This is a genomic window from Mesorhizobium sp. Cs1299R1N1 (assembly GCF_037179655.1).
GTDB lineage: Bacteria > Pseudomonadota > Alphaproteobacteria > Rhizobiales > Rhizobiaceae > Mesorhizobium > Mesorhizobium salmacidum.
Genome location: NZ_JAPYKR010000009.1, coordinates 43197 through 60965 on the forward strand (window position 1 = coordinate 43197; position 17769 = coordinate 60965).

The following is a 17769-nucleotide window of genomic DNA, read 5'->3' on the forward strand; positions in this document are numbered from 1 at the left end:
CGGGGATGAAAATCCCCGACTTTCCGCCTTGAACCGACGACGTGTAGGCCGTGTGTTGCAAACGAGGTTTTAGGATGAACTGGAACCCCTCCGAGCACGATTGCGTAAGGGCCACCAAGGACGCCGTTGCTTGCGAATTCGGCAATGGCCTCGCGCTTCTCAACCTGAAATCCAATATTTATTACAGCCTCAACGGTGTCGGGGCCTTCATCTGGGAACTGATCCAGGAACCCAAATCGATCGCCGATATCCGCAGCGCGGTTCTCGCTCGCTACAATGTCGACGCCGAACGCTGCAAGGCCGACGTCGATGCATTGCTGAAAGGCTTAATGGAAAACGGGCTTGCGAGGCTTGAGCATGAGGCCCTCGTCTAGGCAGGTGTCGCAAATGGCCATGGTTCCGCAGCAAAGACCTGTGACACAGAGACATCCCCGGCCGATGAAGCAGCGGCCTGGCGGGCGGCGCCTGGCCAGGATTTTGTCCTTGAGCGGCTCGGAAGCGCTTTTCCTGTGCCGCTGCCTGCTGGTGGTCGCGGCCGTCCGGCTCGGGCTGACATTGTTCTCCTACAACCGCGTCCGCGGGATGGTGACACGGCTCAACGCGCGCCAATGTGCCAGCATGGGCGAGTTGCGGCTTGTCGCCTGGGGGGTTGCAGCGGCCGCACGGTTGGTGCCGGGCGCCACATGCCTGACCCAGGCGCTTTCGGGCCAATACCTCCTGGCGCGCCAAGGCAATGCCTCGAATGTCCGCATCGGCATCGAGCGCGGCACGGGCGAGCAATTGAAGGCGCATGCCTGGCTGGTCAGCGACAACCACATCGTGCTTGGCGGATCCGTCGATGGTTTCGCCCATCTGGTCGACCACGGCAGCCGATGAGCGGCGTGGCCGGAATCCTGCTGCGACAGGGCCCCGCGCCGGCTGAAGCGGCGAGCGGCATCCAGCAGATGCTGGCGCGCATGCGCCATCGTGGCCCAGACGGAAGCTCATGGTGGCAGGACAGCGGCATTGCGCTTGGCCACGCCTGGCTGAACACGACCGACGAAGCCGGCCCCGGCCCGCTGACCATGGCCGGCGGCAAGCTGGCCATCACCGCCGACTGCCGGCTCGACAACCGCGACGAGTTGCTCGCCAGGCTCGGTATCAGGGACAGCTCAGTCGCCGATGCGGTATTGCTGATGCGAGCCTATCTGCGCTGGGGTGAAGCCTGCCCCGTGCATCTGCAAGGCGATTTCGCCTTTGCCGTCTGGGATGCCGAGCGGCAACTTTTGTTCTGCGCGAGGGACCATTTCGGGGTCAAGCCATTCTACTACCACGCCGCGGAGCGACGCTTTGCCTTTGCCTCCGAGATCGGGCCAATGCTCGACCTCGACGGGGTCGATGCGCGCCTCAGCGAGCACCGGATTTCTGGATTCCTGGCCGGGCTTGCCGATGACCCGCAATCCACGCCCTACAGCGACATCTTCGCCCTGCAGGCGCGTCACAGCCTCACCGTCACCGCGCAACGTCTGGTGCTGCGCCGGTATTGGCAGATCGAACCATCGCAGCGAGTGCCGCGGTCTGATGCCGCGGAAGAATTCGCCCATCTGTTCTCGCAAGCGGTCCGAAATCGCATGCGGGGAAGTCCGTCGGTCGGCGCGATGCTGAGCGGCGGCCTCGATTCCTCCTCGATCGCCTGCGTGGCCGGGCAGCAAAATGCGGCCGGGCGCAAGCCGAAGCTGCCGACCTTCTCACTGGTTTTCGACAAGGGTTCGTCGATGGACGAGCGCTCCTTCATCGATGCGGTGCTGGATCAGCAGAAGGCCGATCCGACGCTGATCCCTGTCGGCAATTATGCGCCTTTCGCTGAGTTCGAACGAGTACTGGAGGAGCAGGAAGGCACCTTCCTGGCGCCGGGCCTGACGCTGACCCGCGGCATCTACCGGACGGCGGGCGCCAAGGGCATCAAGGTGCTGCTCGACGGCCATGGCGGCGACGAAGTCGTTTCGCAGGGACATGGCCATCTGCACGAGCTTGCCAATGGCGGCCGATGGCTGGACCTCTGGCGCGAGGTCCGCAGCGCCTCCAACACCTATGGCGGCAGCACGCTCGGCCTCTATTTCCAGTTTCTCACCATTTACGGACCGGCCTGGCGCATCGCCAGGCTGAGGCAGCTGGGGAACCGAGCCCTGAACAGGATACGCAGGCCTGCCAAATCGCAGCGTGGCCGGAGCTGGCGCGACCTGATCAATCCGGACCTTGCCCGGCGAACGGAGCTCATCGACCGGTTCCACCGAGCCGGCTATATGCCGCCCAACATCCAGGCCAGCGACGCGCTCAGCCACCGCTGGATCCTGTCCAACGGATATGTCCCGCATTCTTTCGAGGTTCTGGACAAGGCCGCCGCCAATTTCGGCGTCGAGCCGCGTTATCCGTTCTGGGACAAGCCGCTGGTCGAATTCTGCCTGGGGCTGCCGGGCGAGCGGAAGCTCAGTCACGGCTTTGGCCGCTACGTGCTGCGCCAGGCCATGCAGGGCATCCTGCCGGCGGCGGTCCAATGGCGGCGCGACAAGATCGATTTCACCGCCAATCTCGTCAACGGCATGGTGCGCAATCATCGCGACCTGCTGGAGCAGTTGCTGGTAGGCGATGCGGGTCGCATCGCGCCCTATGTCAACCTGCCTGAAGTAAACGCCGCCTATGCGCGGCTGCTGCGCCAGCCGGACCAGGCGGCACCGCTCGATGTCCAGTATGTCTGGCGCTCGGCGTCACTGTCGCTGTGGCTGCGGCAGGTCCAGCATGGCGGGGGCCCCGCATGATGTCTCGCCATGAGCCGTTCGGCGGCGATCTCGACCATCTTGCCCAGCGCGGCGGGATCGCGGGAGAACGACGTTACTACCGCGCCTACGGCCTGATCATCGCATCCGACGTGTCACTGCCCGAACTGGAGCCGGCGGAACCGGCGACGGCCGACATCGAGATCGCCATCGGCCCGATCGACATGCCCAAGCCCTCGGCGGAGGCCGCGACCGTCTTCCGCTTCGAGCCCGGCCGGCAGTATCTGGCCTGGGAGGCCGTCGGCGCATTCCTGATCAGCGACGCGCGCCGCATCGATGTCCAGCCGGCGCCCGGCGTCGACGACGCCTTGCTTGCCTTCCCGCTGCTGGGGCCGGTGCTGGCGCTGCTTCTGCACCAGCGCGGCCTGCTGGTTCTGCATGCCAGCGCCATTGCGGTGACCGGCAGGGGCGCCATCTTCATGGGAGACAAGGGCGCCGGCAAATCGACGACGGCAAGCGCGCTGGTCCGGGCCGGACACGATCTGCTTACCGACGACGTCGTGGCGATCGACCTGGCACACCCGAACCAGCCGATGATCGTTCCGGGGTTTCCGCAGATCAAGCTTGCCGCCGATGCCGCGGCGGCGATCTCGCTTGGGCAGGCGCACGTGCGGCCGCAAGTGCATCCCGCGATCGAGAAAATGCAGCATCGCCTGCACGGCGCCTTCTCCGGCAACAAGGTGCCGGCGGCCAGGATCTACATCCTCGAGCGCGGCGAAAGGGCTGGGATCACCCCCTTGCCTCACATCGCCGCCTTGCCGGCCATCATCAAATTCTCCTACGTGACGCGGTTTGGCCGCGCTGCACTCTCCGGCGATTTCGCGGCGACGCATCTTCGCCACTGTTCAGCAATCGCTAACCATGTCAGCGTGCGCCGGCTGGACGTTCCGACGGGCATCGACAGGATCGGCGAGGCCGTAGCGCTGATCGAGAAGGAACTGGCTGGAGATGCCTAGGTCATTGGTCTTCAGCCTGTCGCTGTTTCGCGATGTCGCGGCGTTCGGTGCCGTCATTGCCCAGATCGGCGGGCGGCGAACCTGGACGGCGCTGTTGTTCCTGATCCTCGGCAGCCTTACGGAAGGCATCTCCATCCTGCTGCTGGTGCCGCTGCTGCATCTGGTCGGCCGCGCCGACCAGGATTTCGCGGTCAGGCTGCCGAACATTGATTTTGTGCGCTGGCTGGTGCCAGGCGGAACGCTGCAGCTGACCACGGTGCTCTGTGCGCTGGTCGGGCTTGTTGCCGTACAGGCAGCCTTCAACCGCTTCAAGTCGGTCTATATGGCAAGGCTGCTCTTCGATTTCATCAACCGCTTGCGCATGAACCTGTTCGAGAGCATCGGCAAGGCGCGATGGGGCGTGTTCACGCGCATGCGCGGCTCCGATCTCGACCATGCCCTGACCGGTGACATAGACCGCGTCCAGGGGGCGGCCTTTTCCCTGCTGATGCTGGTGCAGATCGCCGTGCTGCTGGCGGGCTATCTCTTGATTTCCATGTTCATCTCGCCGGTCATGACGGCGTTTGCCGTTGTCATCGGCATCGTGATGTTCATAGCGCTGCAGCCGTTTCGCTCGCGGGCCACCGCTTTCGGCCGGATCCTGACGACCAATCGCCAGGATCAGTACCGCACGGTCTCGGAATTTCTCGGCGGCATCAAGGTGGCCAAGAGCCTGAACGTCGAGGCCAGCTATTTCGCGCAGCTGCAGGCCACGCTCGAAAAGATGAAGGCCGACAACATCGCCTATGTCCGCAATTCCTCGATCGGCACCGCCGTGTTCCAGGTGGCGAGCGTCGTGGGCTTGAGCGTCTTCATCTACGTGGCGCTGGTCCGCTTCCACCTGTCGCTGGCCGAGATCGTCGTGCTGCTCCTGGTCTTCATGCGAATCGCGCCGCGCTTCATGGACATGCAGACGCAGGCCCAGCAGCTGCTGATCAACCTGCCCGCCTACACAGCAATGCGTAGCCTGCAGGCACGTTTCGACGCCGAGCGCGAACCGGGCCATATCGAACCCAGGGACGCCCGCAAGCTGTCGCTCGATACGGGGCTGAACATTCGTGATGTCTCCTTCGCCTATGACGACGGTGCCGGCAAGGCGGTGGTGAGCGACATCACCTTCGGCCTCCCGGCCGGCAAGGTCACCGCCCTGATCGGCCCGTCCGGATCAGGCAAGAGCACGATCGCCGACATGCTGCTCGGGCTGCTCGAGCCGACCGCCGGCAAGATCCTCGTCGATGGCGTCGAGATCGATGCCGGCAATCGCCGCCGCTGGCGCGATCGGGTGGCCTATGTGCCGCAGGACGTGTTCCTGCTGCATGACACGATCGCGGCGAACCTGCGGCTTGCCGCCCCGCAGGCCAGCAACGACGAATTGTGGACGGCACTGCGCGCCGCGCACGCCGGCGAATTCGTGGAACGGCTTGACCGGGAACTGGAGACGGTGGTCGGCGACCGCGGCGTACGCCTCTCGGGCGGCGAGCGTCAGCGCATCGCGCTGGCGCGCGCGCTGCTGCGCAAACCCTCGCTGCTCATCCTGGATGAGGCAACAAGCGCGCTCGACTGGCAGAACCAGTCGCTTATCGCCCGGTCGATCGACGGTCTGCGCGGCGCGATGACGATCCTGACCATCGCGCACCGGCCATCGATGATCGCCTTCGCCGACTGGGTGGTGGCAATGGAAGGGGGCCGTGTCGTGGAAGTCGGGCAATATCAGCGGCTGAAGGCGAAGCCGGGGAGCCGGCTGTCCCGGATGCTGTCGGGAGAACAATCGGAGACTGAACCCGCCGATGTGGCTTGAGGACTGTGATGTCCCCGTGGGATCTAATGCAGGCCCCGCCGGGCGCTGCCAAGCTTCTCGCCCTTGGGCACTTCGGTGGAGTTCTGCTTTCTCTCGGCTTCGCGCAGCCTGTCGGCTGGTGTCGGCGCGCTACTGGCGATCATGGCATAGACAACCGCGAAATAACCGGCCTGGATGACCACGGCGCAGATGATGATGCGCATCAGTGTCGTGCCAAGCGAAGCCCCACCTAGCCAGGACCAGGCAACGACGATCGCGAGCGCGAAGAGCATCCCAACGATGAATTTTGGAAGCGACATACCCAATAGCCCATAAACCGGCTCGGGTCATATCCAACGATAGCCCCACCCGAGCGCCGTCCCTTGTCATGCGGGCTTGTTGAGTCACCCGCTGCCGACCGGTTGCTTCCGGCCTTTCAACCTGTCGTCACTATGACAGGTATAATTTGCAATTCTATTAAGGCGAGCAGAAGGCGGCAAGGCCAACCGCACATATTTTTGATTGAGCTTACGCCTTCGACTCTGCCATGCTGCAACGCACACGATCGCAATTCACTCAACCTGCAGCCGCCATAAGCTGCGAGTACAATCTATAATATTAAGCAGTATTTTAGGTGAATAGTTTCGAATATGGCATCTTCCTAAAGCACTGACATGCTCCAGGCCCTCGCCCCGAGAACGCGTCGCCTAGGAATCGCCTCAAAAATGTCCTGATTTTTTTATCCTTGCCCATTTATTGTCACAAATGTGCTAAAGATTTCGAAATTTGTGCAGGGCGAGCTTATTATTTAGTCAATTCATGACGCGACTATTTCAAGAGGGTTGGAAATTGTGTGTTGCGCTGCAGCATTTTTTTGGTATCGTGCGGTAAACCATTCGTTCAACGCATGGAGTTTCCGTATGAGGGATATTGCCAAGTCGGCCACGGCGGACTTTTCGCAGGCTGACACCGACTTTCCGCCGCCGATCGGCGGCCTCATCAAGCGGAGCTTCGACATCGCCGGCTCGCTGGCTGGGCTGATCGCGCTCAGCCCGCTGTTCATCATGATAGCGTTGCTCGTCAAGTTCTCCGATGGCGGGTCGATTTTCTACGGTCACCGCCGAATCGGGCGCGGCGGACGGCTGTTCTCCTGCCTCAAGTTCCGCACCATGGTTCCGAACGGCGACAAGGTGCTGACTGCCTATCTTGCGACCAATCCAGAGGCCAATGCGGAATGGATAGCGACCCGCAAGCTGAAGAACGACCCACGCGTCACCCGCGTCGGAGCGGTCCTGCGCAAGCTCAGCCTCGATGAGTTGCCGCAGGTCATCAACATCCTCCAGGGCGACATGAGCCTGGTCGGGCCCCGCCCGGTGGTCCGTGACGAACTGGAAATCTACGGCAGCGCGGCCGTCTATTATCTGAAGTCCCGGCCCGGCCTGACCGGCCTGTGGCAGGTCAGCGGCCGCAACGACGTTTCCTATGACAGCCGCGTCGCGTTCGATCGCCACTATGTCGAGAACTGGTCGCTGTTCGAGGACGTTCGCATCATCATCAGGACCGTACCGGCCGTCTGGATGTCACGCGGCTCTTATTGATCGGCCGGCTGCCCCAGGCATCCTGCGGCAAGCTCATTGGGCGATGGGGCTAAAACGGATCGGAATGTTCAGTTGAAGATAGACATGTTGGAAGCCTTTGGCAGCGGCCCATTTTCCGGCCGCTCGCGGCTCGTGGCGACGTGCCTTGCGATGTCGCTCGCTTTCCCCCAGCTGGCCGCCGCCGACGATTACCGTCTGGGTTCCCAGGACAAGCTCACCATCCGCATTGCCGAATGGCAGACCGTCGAAAGCGCGTTCCGCGACTGGTCGTCGGTCAATGGCCAATACACGGTCGGTCCGGCCGGCACGTTGTCGGTGCCTTTCGTCGGCGAACTGCCGGCGGCCGGCAAGACCACGGCGGAGATCGCCGCGGCGATCGGCGAGGCGCTGCAGCACAAGCTCGCTTTGTCGGACAAGCCCGAAGCCTCGGTCGAAATGGCACAATTCCGGCCGTTTTACATTTCGGGCGAAGTGCAGAACCCCGGCCAATTTCCCTATGTGCCCGACCTTACGGTGCTGAAGGCGATCAGCGTCGCCGGCGGCATCAGGCGCAACGCCGACTACGGTCCCCAGCTCGGCAAGGACCTGGTCACAGCCAAGGGCAATTTCGATATCTCCGACGACCTGCGCGTGCGACTGCTCGTCAAGCGCGCCCGCATCGACGCCGATATGGCTGGCAAGACGAGCTTCGAAGCGCCGAAGGAGGTCGAGGGCGATCCGCGGCTGCCGACCATCGTCAATGACGAGATGACGATCCTGACCGCCGACCAGAAGGCGCTGAAGCTGAAGCTCGAGGCGCTGGACGATCTCAAGGGTGTGCTGCAGGCCGAAATCGAATCGCTGCAGAAGAAGATCGTCAACCAGCAGAAGCAGGTCGACCTGGCGCAGCAACAGCTGACCAGCATCGGTCCGCTTGCCCAGAAAGGCCTGGTCGCCAATGCGAGACTTCTGGATTCTCAGCAGTCCGTCACCGACCTGCAGGGCAAGATCCTGGATTATGAGACGGCCATCCTCACCGCCAAGCAGGCTATCAGCAAGGCGACGCAGGACGCCATCGACGCCCAGAACACCTTGAGCTCGAAGCTTGCCGTGGACCGGCAGCAGACCGAAGCCGACCTGAACGAGGCCGCGCTGAAGGTGAATATGCAAAAAGGCCTGATAACCCAGGCCACGGATCCGGCGACGACGGCCGCCATCACCAACGACCAGCAGCCTAGCTTGCTCTATTCGCTGGTGCGCAATGTCGACGGCAAGACCAGCGAAATCGCCGCCAAGGAAGACACACCGGTGCTGCCTGGCGATGTGATCAAGATCAAGCTGGCACCGCTGGCCAGCCAGTAGGAAAGCGGAAGTTCGCGCGGCCCGTCGCGGTCGATCCATAACGCAAAGACTTTGAACCTCCGCCTGGCCTGCCGGGCGGAGGTTTTTGCTGGCAGGATTTCCTACACCGGGAAACCAGAACGGCTGTTGACGCGACACCGGGCGGAGAACCGTCTCACGTTCTTTTCCTGGAATGGCTCTGACCCGCTCCAGCTTTACCTAAAGCGCGTCGCGTCGAAACGGATTCATGCGGCGCGCTTTAGGCTGTTGCTTGATGCATGCCGTTGTCGCAAAGCCGAGGTCACTTTTGCGCGACATGCATTAGCGCCGGACGGAAAACCGCCACGCACTTTTCCTGGAACGGCTCTATCCAGCGAACCTCATCATTACTCGGCCGCCGCCGGACGGTGAGGCCAGGCCTCTCCGCCCTTCGCATTCGCCGGCTCGATGGCGGGGGACCGTCGCGTGCGGGTAACAGGCAGCCGCGCCAGCTTGAAGTAGCTGAAATACATCAGGAAGGAGCCCATGATGTAAGGGTTGAGGGTCTCGACCTCGACGAAGGAACGGATGAGCAGCAATACCATCACGCCGAAGAGAACCACCGGTTCGGCTTGCCACCTCTTGAAGATCACCGCTGCGACGTGGCCATAGAGCGTGCGCAGCAAGATCAGCGATATCAGCACCGCCCCGGTGAAGCCGAGTTCGACAAGGGCCTCGACATAGGTGTTGTGGAAGTGGAAGCCGGTACGGCTGGCGATGTAGAATTCGTTCCAAAGCCGCTCGGGCTCGGCAAAACCCTGCACCCAATAGGCGGCATAGCCGACGCCGAGAATCGGCGAGCGCTGCGCGGCGTCCCAGCCCTGCTCCCACAGATAGGTCCGCCCTGTCAGCGTCGAATCCTTGCCGAAGATGCCAAGCACGAAATCCATCAGCCCGAGATTGAGGGCGACAATAGCCACCACGACGATCATGCCGGCGCCGATCAGGAAGATCACCCGGCGATAACGCCGCGACAAAAGCTTGCTCATCGCAAGAAGCGCAATAAGCGCCAGGACGGCCGGTATCGAGGCCATCGAGGTGGCGGAATGCGAGACGACCAGCACATAGGCCGACAAAAGCACGACTGGCACGGTCAGCATGAAGCTCAGCCGGCCACGCCGCAGAAAAGCAAGGAACACGACGGAGAAATAGATGCCGAGCGAGCCGACAAAACCGATCTGGTTCTTGGAGGCGAAGGCGCCGACGAAATTATAGGTGCCGTCGAGCACGTCCTCGGAATAGCCACCGACCTTCAGAGAATAGACCAGGACGAAGAATATGCCGACCAGGGCGCCTATCGTCAGGGTGCGCACGCTGACGGTGCGCGCCGCGACATAGGCGCAGGCGATATGCGAAAAGTACTGGACCGCCGTTCTGGCGGTGACGCCGGGCGCCTGCGACCAGAACACGGAGAAGCAGACATAGGCCACGAAGAGCAGCGGCAGCCAGGCACTGGACAGTTGCCGCAGGAACCGGCGGTAGTCGACCAGGATGAGCGGAAGCCAGACGGCATAATAGGCCAGGATCAGCACCTGGCCGAAAATGACGGAATAGGAGAACGCCCAGATCGAGACGGCAACGGCAAAGCTGCCATAGACCGAATTCTTCTCGGGATCGACGATCAGGGATTTGGGAATTTTCATCTAAAGGGTCCCGTCGACACGACCCGGGACCGGCAGGTCGCAAACCAGCCGGCATATCCGCAAACATGGGCGTGCAAGAAACGGCGTCTCCATTGTGCAGTGCAATATAACCTATCGCACCCCATGCTCAATGGCAAATCCGGTCACCTTGTCTTACAGCGCGGCGATCGCCGAGAGATCACACCCCATAATCCGGCCGGTGTTGGCCCAGACGATCCGACCGGATACCGACTTGAACTCGGCCGGCGGTAACCTCACAGTCTCGGATGGAAAGGCCATCACATAGATCGGCTTTCAGTCAAGATGGACAGGGGGAATCACATGCCGATGAATTTCGCGGGACGCTTCGCCGGCCGCGCGGCGGTGATTACCGGCGGCGCCTCGGGCATCGGCCTGGCGGTCGCGCAGAGGATCGTCGACGAAGGCGGGCGCGTCAGTGTCTGGGATCGCGATCCCGCACAGATCGAACAGGCGAAAGCCGTTATTCCCGGCCTGCATGGGGTGATGATGGACGTTGCGGATGCGGCAAGTGTGGAGGCCGCCGCACAATCGACTATCGAAGCCCTCGGCGGCGTCGACATACTGGTCACCAGCGCCGCCATCACTGGGCCGAACATGACAACCTGGTCCTATTCGGCCGAGGATTGGCAAAAAGTTGTCGACATCAACATCAACGGCGTCTTCTACTGCAACAAGGCGCTGGTTCCGCACATGCTCGAGCGCAACTATGGCCGCATCGTCAACATTGCCTCGATCGCCGGCAAGGAAGGCAATCCCAACGCTTCCGCCTACAGCACGTCGAAGGCGGCGGTGATCGGCCTGACCAAGTCGCTCGGCAAGGAGCTCGCCAAGACCAAGGTGACGGTCAATTGCGTGACGCCGGCCGCCGTACGCACAGCGATCTTCAAGCAGATGAGCCAGGAGCACATCGACTTCATGCTGTCCAAGATACCGATGGCTCGCTTCGGCGAGGTCGAGGAGGTGGCGGCGCTGATCTCATGGATCGCCTCGGAGGAATGCTCGTTCACCACGGCCGCCGTGTTTGACGTTTCGGGCGGCCGCGCCACTTATTGAGCCGTATCGAGGCAGTTCCGAGTTGGCGCGAGCCAACTACAATTCCGCGTGACGAAGCAACGATTGGAGCTGGACAGGCTTATGGAAGCTGACGTCTCAATGAACGTGCCATAACAGGGAAATGCCATGACACGACGAGAGAGCCCGGCAGGTGCGACGCCCCCCGGCCACCGTGCCGGTGGCGTGCGACCAACGGGAGCCGCGATCATCATGTTGGAGTTTGCATCGTTTGCTTAGAGCAGATCCCGCCGCGCTGGCCGATGACGAGCTTCTGGACCGCTATCAACGCGCCGCCTTCGGCTATTTCCTGGAGAATGTGAACCCCGGCAACGGGCTGGTCGCCGACACGTCGCGGCCCAATTCACCGTGCAGCATCGCCGTCGTCGGTTTCGCCCTGTCCTGCTATCCGATCGGCGTCGAACGTGGCTGGATAGCGCGCGACGCGGCTGCCAGGCTGACCCTTGCGGCGCTACGCTTCTTCCAGACCAGCACGCAAGGCAGCGGCCACGACGTCACCGGCCACAAGGGTTTTTACTACCACTTCCTCGACATGCGGACTGGTTTGCGCGTCTGGCGCTGCGAGCTGTCGATGGTCGACACCGCCTTGCTGATCGCCGGCATGCTGGTGGCGGGCGCCTATTTTTCCGGGAACAATGACGATGAGGCCGAAATCCGCCAACTGGCCGAGGCGCTCTACAGGCGCGTCGACTGGCGATGGGCGCAAGGCAGCAGCCCGACGCTCCGCCAGGGCTGGAAGGCCAGGAGCGGCTTTCTGCACTATGGCTGGGAAGGCTACAACGAGGCGACGATCCTCTATGTGCTGTCCATGGCCTCACCGGACCGCCCGAGTTCCGACGGCAGCTACGAGGCCTGGACGGCGACCTATCAATGGGAAAACATCTACGGCCACGACGTGCTCTATGGCGGACCGCTGTTCATGCACCAGTTCTCACATGCCTGGATCGATTTCGCCGGCATCCGCGACGCTTTCATGCGCGAGAAGAATTCGGACTATTTCGAAAACAGCCGCCGCTCGACACACCTTCACCGCGATTACGCCCGGCACAATCCTTACGGCTTTGACGGCTATGGCGAGAACCTGTGGGGCCTTTCGGCAGGCGACGGACCAGGCGGCTTCCGCGCCAGCGTGGAGCGACGGCGCCACCGGTTTTCCGGTTATGCGGCGCGCGGCGCGCCTTTCGGTCCGGATGACGGCACGATCGCGCCATGGTCCTATCCGGCGTCGCTGCCTTTCGCGCCGGATATCTGCCTGGCGGCGCTACGCCACCTCGTCGATCGTTACCCGGACGTGATCGACAATTTCCGGCTGCCGAGCGGTTTCAACCCGACATTGGCCAACCGGCGAAAATTCGGCCGCAACGGCTGGGTGTCGGAAGGCCATTTCGGACTGGACCAGGGTATTGCGGTGATGATGATCGAAAACCACCGTTCCGGCCTGATCTGGGAGCTCATGCGCTCCAATCCCCATATCCGTCGCGGCTTGGGCAAGGCCGGCTTCACCGGCGGGTGGCTGTCGCGGCCGGCAACCGGGGGGCGCGATGTCAGGTGAACCGACGAGAGCCGCCGCCTTCCCCGTCGACCGCAACGACGTCGAACTGATCAGGGGCGCGCATCCCCCGCACTGGAAGAACCCGATCCCGAACGGCCCCTACAATCTCGTCGTCATCGGCGCCGGGCCGGCAGGGTTGACCGCTGCGCGTGACGCGGCGAGCCTTGGAGCGAAGGTCGCGCTAATCGAGCGTGGGCTGATCGGCGGCGCCTGCGTCAATGCCGGCAGCATTCCGTCGAAGTCGATCATCCGTACAGCCAGGCTTTATGCCGACATGCGCGATGCCGAGAGTTTTGGCGGCGACCCGCCGGACCATCTTCGTGTCGATTTTCAACGGGCAATGACACGGATGCGGCAGATCCGGCAGCGGATCAGCCGTGCCGATTCCGCCGCGAGCCTGGTTTCGGAAGGAATCGATCTTTATTTCGGCGAGGCGCGATTTGCCGGACGCGATACGGTCACGGTCGCGGACAGCACGCTGCATTTCAAGAAGGCGCTGATTGCGACAGGCGCGCATCCGGCCTTCCCTGCCATTCCGGGACTGGTCGAAGCCGGTTATCTCAGCAACGAGACGATGTTCGACCTTACGCAATGCCCGCCGCGGCTCCTCGTCATCGGCGGTGGGCCGCTTGGCTGCGAGACGGCGCAGGCCTTCTGCCTGCTCGGCGCGAAAGTCATCCTGGCGCAGAGCGATCCGATGTTCCTGCCCGGCGAGGAACGCGACGCCGCGCAGATCCTTTCGGATGCGCTGGCGCGCGAGGGGGTGGAGGTGTGCCTGAACACCGAAGTGGTGGCGGTGCGCAGGGAAGGGGCAAACAAGTTCGCCGACCTGGTGCGGGATGGCGACACGACGACGATTTCGGTGGACGAGATCATCACCGGCGTCGGCCGTTCACCCAATGTCGCGGGTCTCGACCTCGAAGAGGCTGGCGTGGCGTATGACGCCAGCGGCATCGAGGTGGATGATTATCTGCGAACCAGCAACCCGCACATCTACGCGGCGGGCGACGTCTGCCTCGAATACAAGTTCACCCACACCGCCGAGGCAACGGCGCGCATTGTCGTGCGCAATGCCTTGTTTCGCGGCCGCGAAAGGCTCAGTGAACTCGTCGTTCCCTGGTGCACCTATACCGATCCGGAGATCGCCCATGTCGGTCTCTACCCCCTGGAGGCGCGCGGCAACGGCATTCCGGTCAAGACCTACACCGTGCTGATGCACGATGTCGCCCGCGCCGTGATGGACGGCGAGGAGGAAGGGTTCGTCAAGATCCATGTCAGGGAGAGATCCGACCGCATCCTGGGGGCGACGGTCGTCGCCAGCCATGCCGGCGAGATGATCAACACGGTGACCTTCGCCATCCGATCGGGCATGGGATTGCATGCGTTGGCCGATGTCATCCATCCCTTCCCGACACAGACGCAAGGCATCAAGATGGCGGGCGACGCCTACAGGCGGACGCGGTTCACCTCCATGCGCAGGCGCCTGGCGGCGCGCTGGCTGGCATGGTCCAGGCGATAACCCCAAAAACCACTGCGACAAGCTGATCGGTCTTTCGGCACAAGGTGCCGAGCGATGTCGCTCCCAATGGAATTCCCAACGTGCCGCCCGCCGAAGCCGCGACCGACAGCCTCTATCCGACGATCCCCGAGGCAACCGTGCGGACGCTGCCGGATTGCCTGGTGTGGAACTCGTCGAAAATCCCGAAAGGAGCGACCGGATGCTGCTCGATTCGTCGCGCCTCCTTGCCAACGACCTCGGCATCCGGCCGGTCGGCCTGCCCAAGCTGGAAATCCTACACGTCCCGTGGCCCGCCGAAGCTCCTCGCGCAGAGGCTCCAGATAGTTTGCGGGCGTCAGTCGTGCAGGTCCCGCGCAATCGGGGGGCCGACCGAAAATCCGTAGAACGTGACCTCGAAACCTTCACGCTGCGGCGAACAGCACATCATGCCGACATCGACCATCTTCGAGATCGGGAAATAGGCGAGCCGCACCGGCTTCCAATGACCGTCGGAAGCGTCGAGATACTGGACACGGATCGCTTCGCCGTGGCGGGTCAGGCGGATCCTGACGCCGTCCGGGCCAGCGGCGATGGCCACCAGCGACCAGTCCGAGGTGTCGTTGGTGACAACGACCGAGACATAGGCAAGGCCGTCGGTGTATTCGATGCCGGCCTTGATCCAGTGTGTTTCGCTCAGCCGGACCATCAGCCCGGCCTGGTCGTAAAGCACCTTGTAGTCGCCCTTGACGGTGACCTCGGCGGTGAAGTCGCCCTCGACCCGCCGAGACAGGAAGTGGCCGTTGTCGCGCCAGAAACCATAGAAGGTCTCGCGCCAGAAATCGGTCTCCTTGCCGGTGCGCACACGCACGCCATCACCTTCGATGGCGTGGTGCGGCGGCGGGTTGAGCCAGGTCAGGTCCTGCAACGTCATCGCTTGCACCGGTCCGGTTTCTGGTGAGGTGACGGTTCGCCGGCCGGTCAGCCGGCGAACCAACTCATCCCGCGAACGTATAAGCGGTCTTTACCGTGGTGTAGAACTCCATGGCGTAGCGGCCCTGTTCGCGCGGGCCGAAGCTCGAGCCCTTGCGCCCGCCGAAGGGAACGTGGAAGTCCACACCCGCCGTCGGCAGGTTGACCATCACCATGCCGGCTTCGGAGTTGCGCTTGAAATGCGTGGCGTGCTTGAGGCTCGTGGTGCAGATGCCCGAGGTCAGCCCGAACGGCGTGTCGTTGGCGACGGCAAGTGCCTCGTCATAGTCCTGGACGCGGATGACGCTGGCGACGGGGCCGAAAATCTCCTCGCGCGAACTGCGCATGGCATTGGTGGCCTCGGTCAGCAGCGCCGGCTTAAGATAGAAACCCGGCGTCTTGCGGTCGAGCCGCTCGCCGCCGAAGGCGAGCGTGGCGCCTTCCCGGACACCGATGGCGATATAGTCCTCGTCCTGCTTGAGCTGGGTCGCGTCGACAACCGGGCCGATCTGGGTCTGCGCGTCGAGCGCGTCGCCGATCACCAGCTTTTCCATGCGCTCCTTGAGCGCGTCGACGAAACGGTCGTGGATGCCGTTGGTGACGATCAAGCGCGACGAGGCCGTGCAGCGCTGGCCGGTCGAGAAGAAGGCGCCGTTCAGCGCGCAATCGACGGCGACCGCGAGATCGGCATCGTCGAGCACGACCAGCGGGTTCTTGCCGCCCATTTCGAGCTGGAACTTGCGCATGTGCTCGACACTTGCCGCGGCAACGCGCTTGCCGGTTCCCACCGAGCCGGTGAAGGAGATGGCGTTGACGTCGGGGCTGTCGAGCATTGCCTGGCCGACCACCGAGCCCTTGCCCATGACGAGGTTCAGCACGCCCTTGGGCAGGCCGGCGCGATGCAGGATGTCGACGATGGACCAAGCGCTCTCGGGAACGAGTTCGGCCGGCTTGAAGACGATGGTGTTGCCGTGAGCCAGCGCCGGAGCGATCTTCCAGGCGGGAATGGCGATGGGGAAATTCCATGGCGTGATGATGCCGACCACGCCGACCGCTTCGCGCGTGATCTCGACGCCGACGCCCGGCCGCACGCTTGGCACCACCTCTCCCGACAGGCGCAATGTTTCGCCGGCAAAGAAATCGAATATCTGGGCGGCGCGAATGGTCTCGCCAATGCCCTCGGCCAGCGTCTTGCCTTCCTCGCGCGCAAGATTGCGGCCGAGTTCGTCCTTGCGCGCCATGATCTCGTCGGCCGCCTTTTTCAGCACCGCATGACGGGCCAGCGGACCGGAGCGCGACCATGCCGGAAACGCCGCCTTGGCTGCCGCTATCGCCTGGCCCGCTTGTTCGACGCCCGCCGAGGCATATTCGCCGACGACGTCGCCGGTATCCGAAGGATTGATGTTGCGGGACCCGGCATCGCCGACCCATTCGCCATCGATGAGGTTCTTTCGAAACGCTGTCATGTCCTTGCCTTCCTGCTTGCTGGCCGCGCGGCCGCATCCGTCTGAAGTGGTATTTGCCAGACAATTGCGCTGCGGGAAAGCACGCACTGGGCTCGAAGGCCGCGACAAAAGTCCCCGGGCCCGCGCTCATGCCTTCGGTGCAGCGGCGACAGTGCCGCGTCGACACCAATCCGGCTAACATCGGTGGATAGCGCTCCGGGTCAAGGTTGAATTGCCCTGTACAGATATGTCCACGACCTTGATTTGCCCGATGCGGCGTGTCAAGCGTCGTGCTGATGGCAGCACTCGAGACGACGATCCAGCGTGCCGGCGCCACCGGCAACATCAAGGCCACTCGCGACGACTGGCTGAAGCTCGCGCTTGAAACCCTGATCTCGGATGGCGTCGAACGCGTCCGTGTGCTGACGCTAGGCCAGCAGCTCGACGTCTCGCGCTCGAGCTTCTATTGGTATTTCAAGAGCCGCCAGGACCTGCTCGACCAGTTGCTGGACCACTGGCGACAGACCAATACCCGATTCATCGTCGAGCGCGCCCAACGCCCTTCCGCGACTGTCATTCGCGGGGTGATGAGCATTTTCGAATGCTGGGTGGACGAAAAGCTGTTCGACCCCCGGCTGGATTTCGCGATCCGGGCCTGGGCGCGCCGCTCCCCGACCATCCGGCGTGCACTCGATGAGGCCGACGAAGAACGCGTCAATGCCATACGCGACATGTTCATGCGTCATGGCTATGAGGAGGAAGACGCGTTCGTGCGCGCTCGCGTGCTCTATTTCATGCAGATCGGCTACTATTCGCTGGAACTCAACGAGCCGATGAGCAGCCGCCTGTCGCATGTTGCCGCCTATCTGCGCAGCTTCACCGGCCGGGAGCCCTCGCCCCAGGATATCGAGGATTTCTCGCGCTACGTCGAGAAGACCGTCTCCCGCAGCCGGTAGCCATCCCCTGGAAGCAAGCTGCGCATCCATGTCGGCGACATCGCCGCCGAAAATTAGCCAGCGCTGATCATG

The 17769-nt window shown here is 63.0% G+C and carries 15 protein-coding genes; 11 read left to right on the forward strand and 4 right to left on the reverse strand.

Features of this window, described 5'->3' with window-relative positions; all coding sequences use genetic code 11:
• Positions 1 to 74 precede the first annotated feature (74 nt).
• The 5 genes from O7A70_RS20170 to O7A70_RS20190 all read left to right on the forward strand — a co-directional run bounded on the left by O7A70_RS20170 (position 75) and on the right by O7A70_RS20190 (position 5606).
• Positions 75 to 374, forward strand: coding sequence for a PqqD family protein (locus O7A70_RS20170; protein ID WP_337141955.1), 300 nt, complete (start codon positions 75 to 77; stop codon positions 372 to 374).
• A 109-nt stretch (positions 375 to 483) separates the two neighbouring features.
• A complete protein-coding gene (locus tag O7A70_RS20175) occupies positions 484 to 876 on the forward strand; it encodes a lasso peptide biosynthesis B2 protein (protein ID WP_245262077.1) in 393 nt (130 codons plus the stop codon).
• Complete coding sequence (locus O7A70_RS20180) at positions 873 to 2795, forward strand: lasso peptide isopeptide bond-forming cyclase (protein WP_337141956.1); 1923 nt, start codon at positions 873 to 875, stop codon at positions 2793 to 2795. Before O7A70_RS20175 ends, O7A70_RS20180 begins: the two co-directional genes overlap by 4 nt.
• Positions 2792 to 3769 (forward strand): serine kinase, encoded by a 978-nt coding sequence (locus O7A70_RS20185; RefSeq protein ID WP_337141957.1) that lies wholly within the window; start codon positions 2792 to 2794, stop codon positions 3767 to 3769. Before O7A70_RS20180 ends, O7A70_RS20185 begins: the two co-directional genes overlap by 4 nt.
• Positions 3762 to 5606, forward strand: coding sequence for an ABC transporter ATP-binding protein (locus tag O7A70_RS20190; RefSeq protein ID WP_337141958.1), 1845 nt, complete (start codon positions 3762 to 3764; stop codon positions 5604 to 5606). The genes O7A70_RS20185 and O7A70_RS20190 overlap by 8 nt, the downstream gene beginning before the upstream one ends.
• Before the next feature lie 23 nt (positions 5607 to 5629).
• On the opposite strand, the gene O7A70_RS20195 is transcribed toward O7A70_RS20190, so the two are convergent.
• A complete protein-coding gene (locus O7A70_RS20195) occupies positions 5630 to 5905 on the reverse strand; it encodes an exopolysaccharide production repressor exox (protein WP_140506657.1) in 276 nt (91 codons plus the stop codon).
• Positions 5906 to 6505: 600 nt separating this feature from the next.
• Here O7A70_RS20195 and O7A70_RS20200 point away from each other — a divergent pair.
• Together O7A70_RS20200 and O7A70_RS20205 are read left to right on the forward strand one after the other, a co-directional pair.
• Complete coding sequence (locus tag O7A70_RS20200) at positions 6506 to 7183, forward strand: sugar transferase (protein ID WP_337141959.1); 678 nt, start codon at positions 6506 to 6508, stop codon at positions 7181 to 7183.
• A gap of 84 nt (positions 7184 to 7267) precedes the next feature.
• Positions 7268 to 8524: a polysaccharide biosynthesis/export family protein gene (locus tag O7A70_RS20205; RefSeq protein WP_337141960.1), complete on the forward strand. Its 1257-nt coding sequence runs from the start codon at positions 7268 to 7270 to the stop codon at positions 8522 to 8524.
• A 365-nt stretch (positions 8525 to 8889) separates the two neighbouring features.
• Here O7A70_RS20205 and O7A70_RS20210 read toward each other — a convergent pair whose 3' ends face one another.
• The gene (locus O7A70_RS20210; RefSeq protein ID WP_337141961.1) at positions 8890 to 10185 is read right to left on the reverse strand and encodes an O-antigen ligase family protein; all 1296 of its coding nucleotides are present in this window, start codon (positions 10183 to 10185) and stop codon (positions 8890 to 8892) included.
• 321 nt (positions 10186 to 10506) lie between these two features.
• Between O7A70_RS20210 and O7A70_RS20215 the strand changes: the two genes are divergently transcribed.
• From O7A70_RS20215 to O7A70_RS20225, 3 genes are all read left to right on the forward strand, one after another.
• Complete coding sequence (locus O7A70_RS20215) at positions 10507 to 11259, forward strand: SDR family NAD(P)-dependent oxidoreductase (RefSeq protein WP_337141962.1); 753 nt, start codon at positions 10507 to 10509, stop codon at positions 11257 to 11259.
• Between the two features lie 229 nt (positions 11260 to 11488).
• On the forward strand, positions 11489 to 12829 hold the full coding sequence (locus tag O7A70_RS20220; RefSeq protein ID WP_337141963.1) for a glucoamylase family protein: 1341 nt from the start codon (positions 11489 to 11491) through the stop codon (positions 12827 to 12829).
• Positions 12819 to 14348, forward strand: a complete 1530-nt coding sequence (locus tag O7A70_RS20225) for a mercuric reductase (RefSeq protein WP_337141964.1) — start codon at positions 12819 to 12821, stop codon at positions 14346 to 14348. The genes O7A70_RS20220 and O7A70_RS20225 overlap by 11 nt, the downstream gene beginning before the upstream one ends.
• A 334-nt stretch (positions 14349 to 14682) precedes the next feature.
• On the opposite strand, the gene O7A70_RS20230 is transcribed toward O7A70_RS20225, so the two are convergent.
• Both O7A70_RS20230 and O7A70_RS20235 read right to left on the reverse strand, forming a co-directional pair.
• Positions 14683 to 15258, reverse strand: coding sequence for a DUF1349 domain-containing protein (locus O7A70_RS20230; RefSeq protein WP_337141965.1), 576 nt, complete (start codon positions 15256 to 15258; stop codon positions 14683 to 14685).
• 64 nt (positions 15259 to 15322) lie between these two features.
• Positions 15323 to 16762, reverse strand: a complete 1440-nt coding sequence (locus O7A70_RS20235; protein WP_337141966.1) for an aldehyde dehydrogenase family protein — start codon at positions 16760 to 16762, stop codon at positions 15323 to 15325.
• Between the two features lie 275 nt (positions 16763 to 17037).
• On the opposite strand from O7A70_RS20235, the gene O7A70_RS20240 reads away from it, so the two are divergent.
• Entirely contained in the window at positions 17038 to 17697 is a 660-nt protein-coding gene (locus tag O7A70_RS20240) for a TetR/AcrR family transcriptional regulator (protein ID WP_337142275.1), read from the forward strand.
• Positions 17698 to 17769: the final 72 nt, after the last annotated feature.

Excerpts from the sequence above, each read along its gene's own strand:
- O7A70_RS20170 (WP_337141955.1), top strand. The coding sequence starts at position 75 with ATGAACTGGAACCCCTCCGAGCACGATTGCGTAAGGGCCACCAAGGAC.
- O7A70_RS20180 (WP_337141956.1), top strand. The coding sequence starts at position 873 with ATGAGCGGCGTGGCCGGAATCCTGCTGCGACAGGGCCCCGCGCCGGCT.
- O7A70_RS20185 (WP_337141957.1), top strand. The coding sequence starts at position 2,792 with ATGATGTCTCGCCATGAGCCGTTCGGCGGCGATCTCGACCATCTTGCC.
- O7A70_RS20190 (WP_337141958.1), top strand. The coding sequence starts at position 3,762 with ATGCCTAGGTCATTGGTCTTCAGCCTGTCGCTGTTTCGCGATGTCGCG.
- O7A70_RS20195 (WP_140506657.1), bottom strand. The coding sequence starts at position 5,905 with ATGTCGCTTCCAAAATTCATCGTTGGGATGCTCTTCGCGCTCGCGATC.
- O7A70_RS20200 (WP_337141959.1), top strand. The coding sequence starts at position 6,506 with ATGAGGGATATTGCCAAGTCGGCCACGGCGGACTTTTCGCAGGCTGAC.
- O7A70_RS20205 (WP_337141960.1), top strand. The coding sequence starts at position 7,268 with ATGTTGGAAGCCTTTGGCAGCGGCCCATTTTCCGGCCGCTCGCGGCTC.
- O7A70_RS20210 (WP_337141961.1), bottom strand. The coding sequence starts at position 10,185 with ATGAAAATTCCCAAATCCCTGATCGTCGATCCCGAGAAGAATTCGGTC.
- O7A70_RS20215 (WP_337141962.1), top strand. The coding sequence starts at position 10,507 with ATGCCGATGAATTTCGCGGGACGCTTCGCCGGCCGCGCGGCGGTGATT.
- O7A70_RS20225 (WP_337141964.1), top strand. The coding sequence starts at position 12,819 with ATGTCAGGTGAACCGACGAGAGCCGCCGCCTTCCCCGTCGACCGCAAC.
- O7A70_RS20230 (WP_337141965.1), bottom strand. The coding sequence starts at position 15,258 with ATGACGTTGCAGGACCTGACCTGGCTCAACCCGCCGCCGCACCACGCC.
- O7A70_RS20235 (WP_337141966.1), bottom strand. The coding sequence starts at position 16,762 with ATGACAGCGTTTCGAAAGAACCTCATCGATGGCGAATGGGTCGGCGAT.
- O7A70_RS20240 (WP_337142275.1), top strand. The coding sequence starts at position 17,038 with ATGGCAGCACTCGAGACGACGATCCAGCGTGCCGGCGCCACCGGCAAC.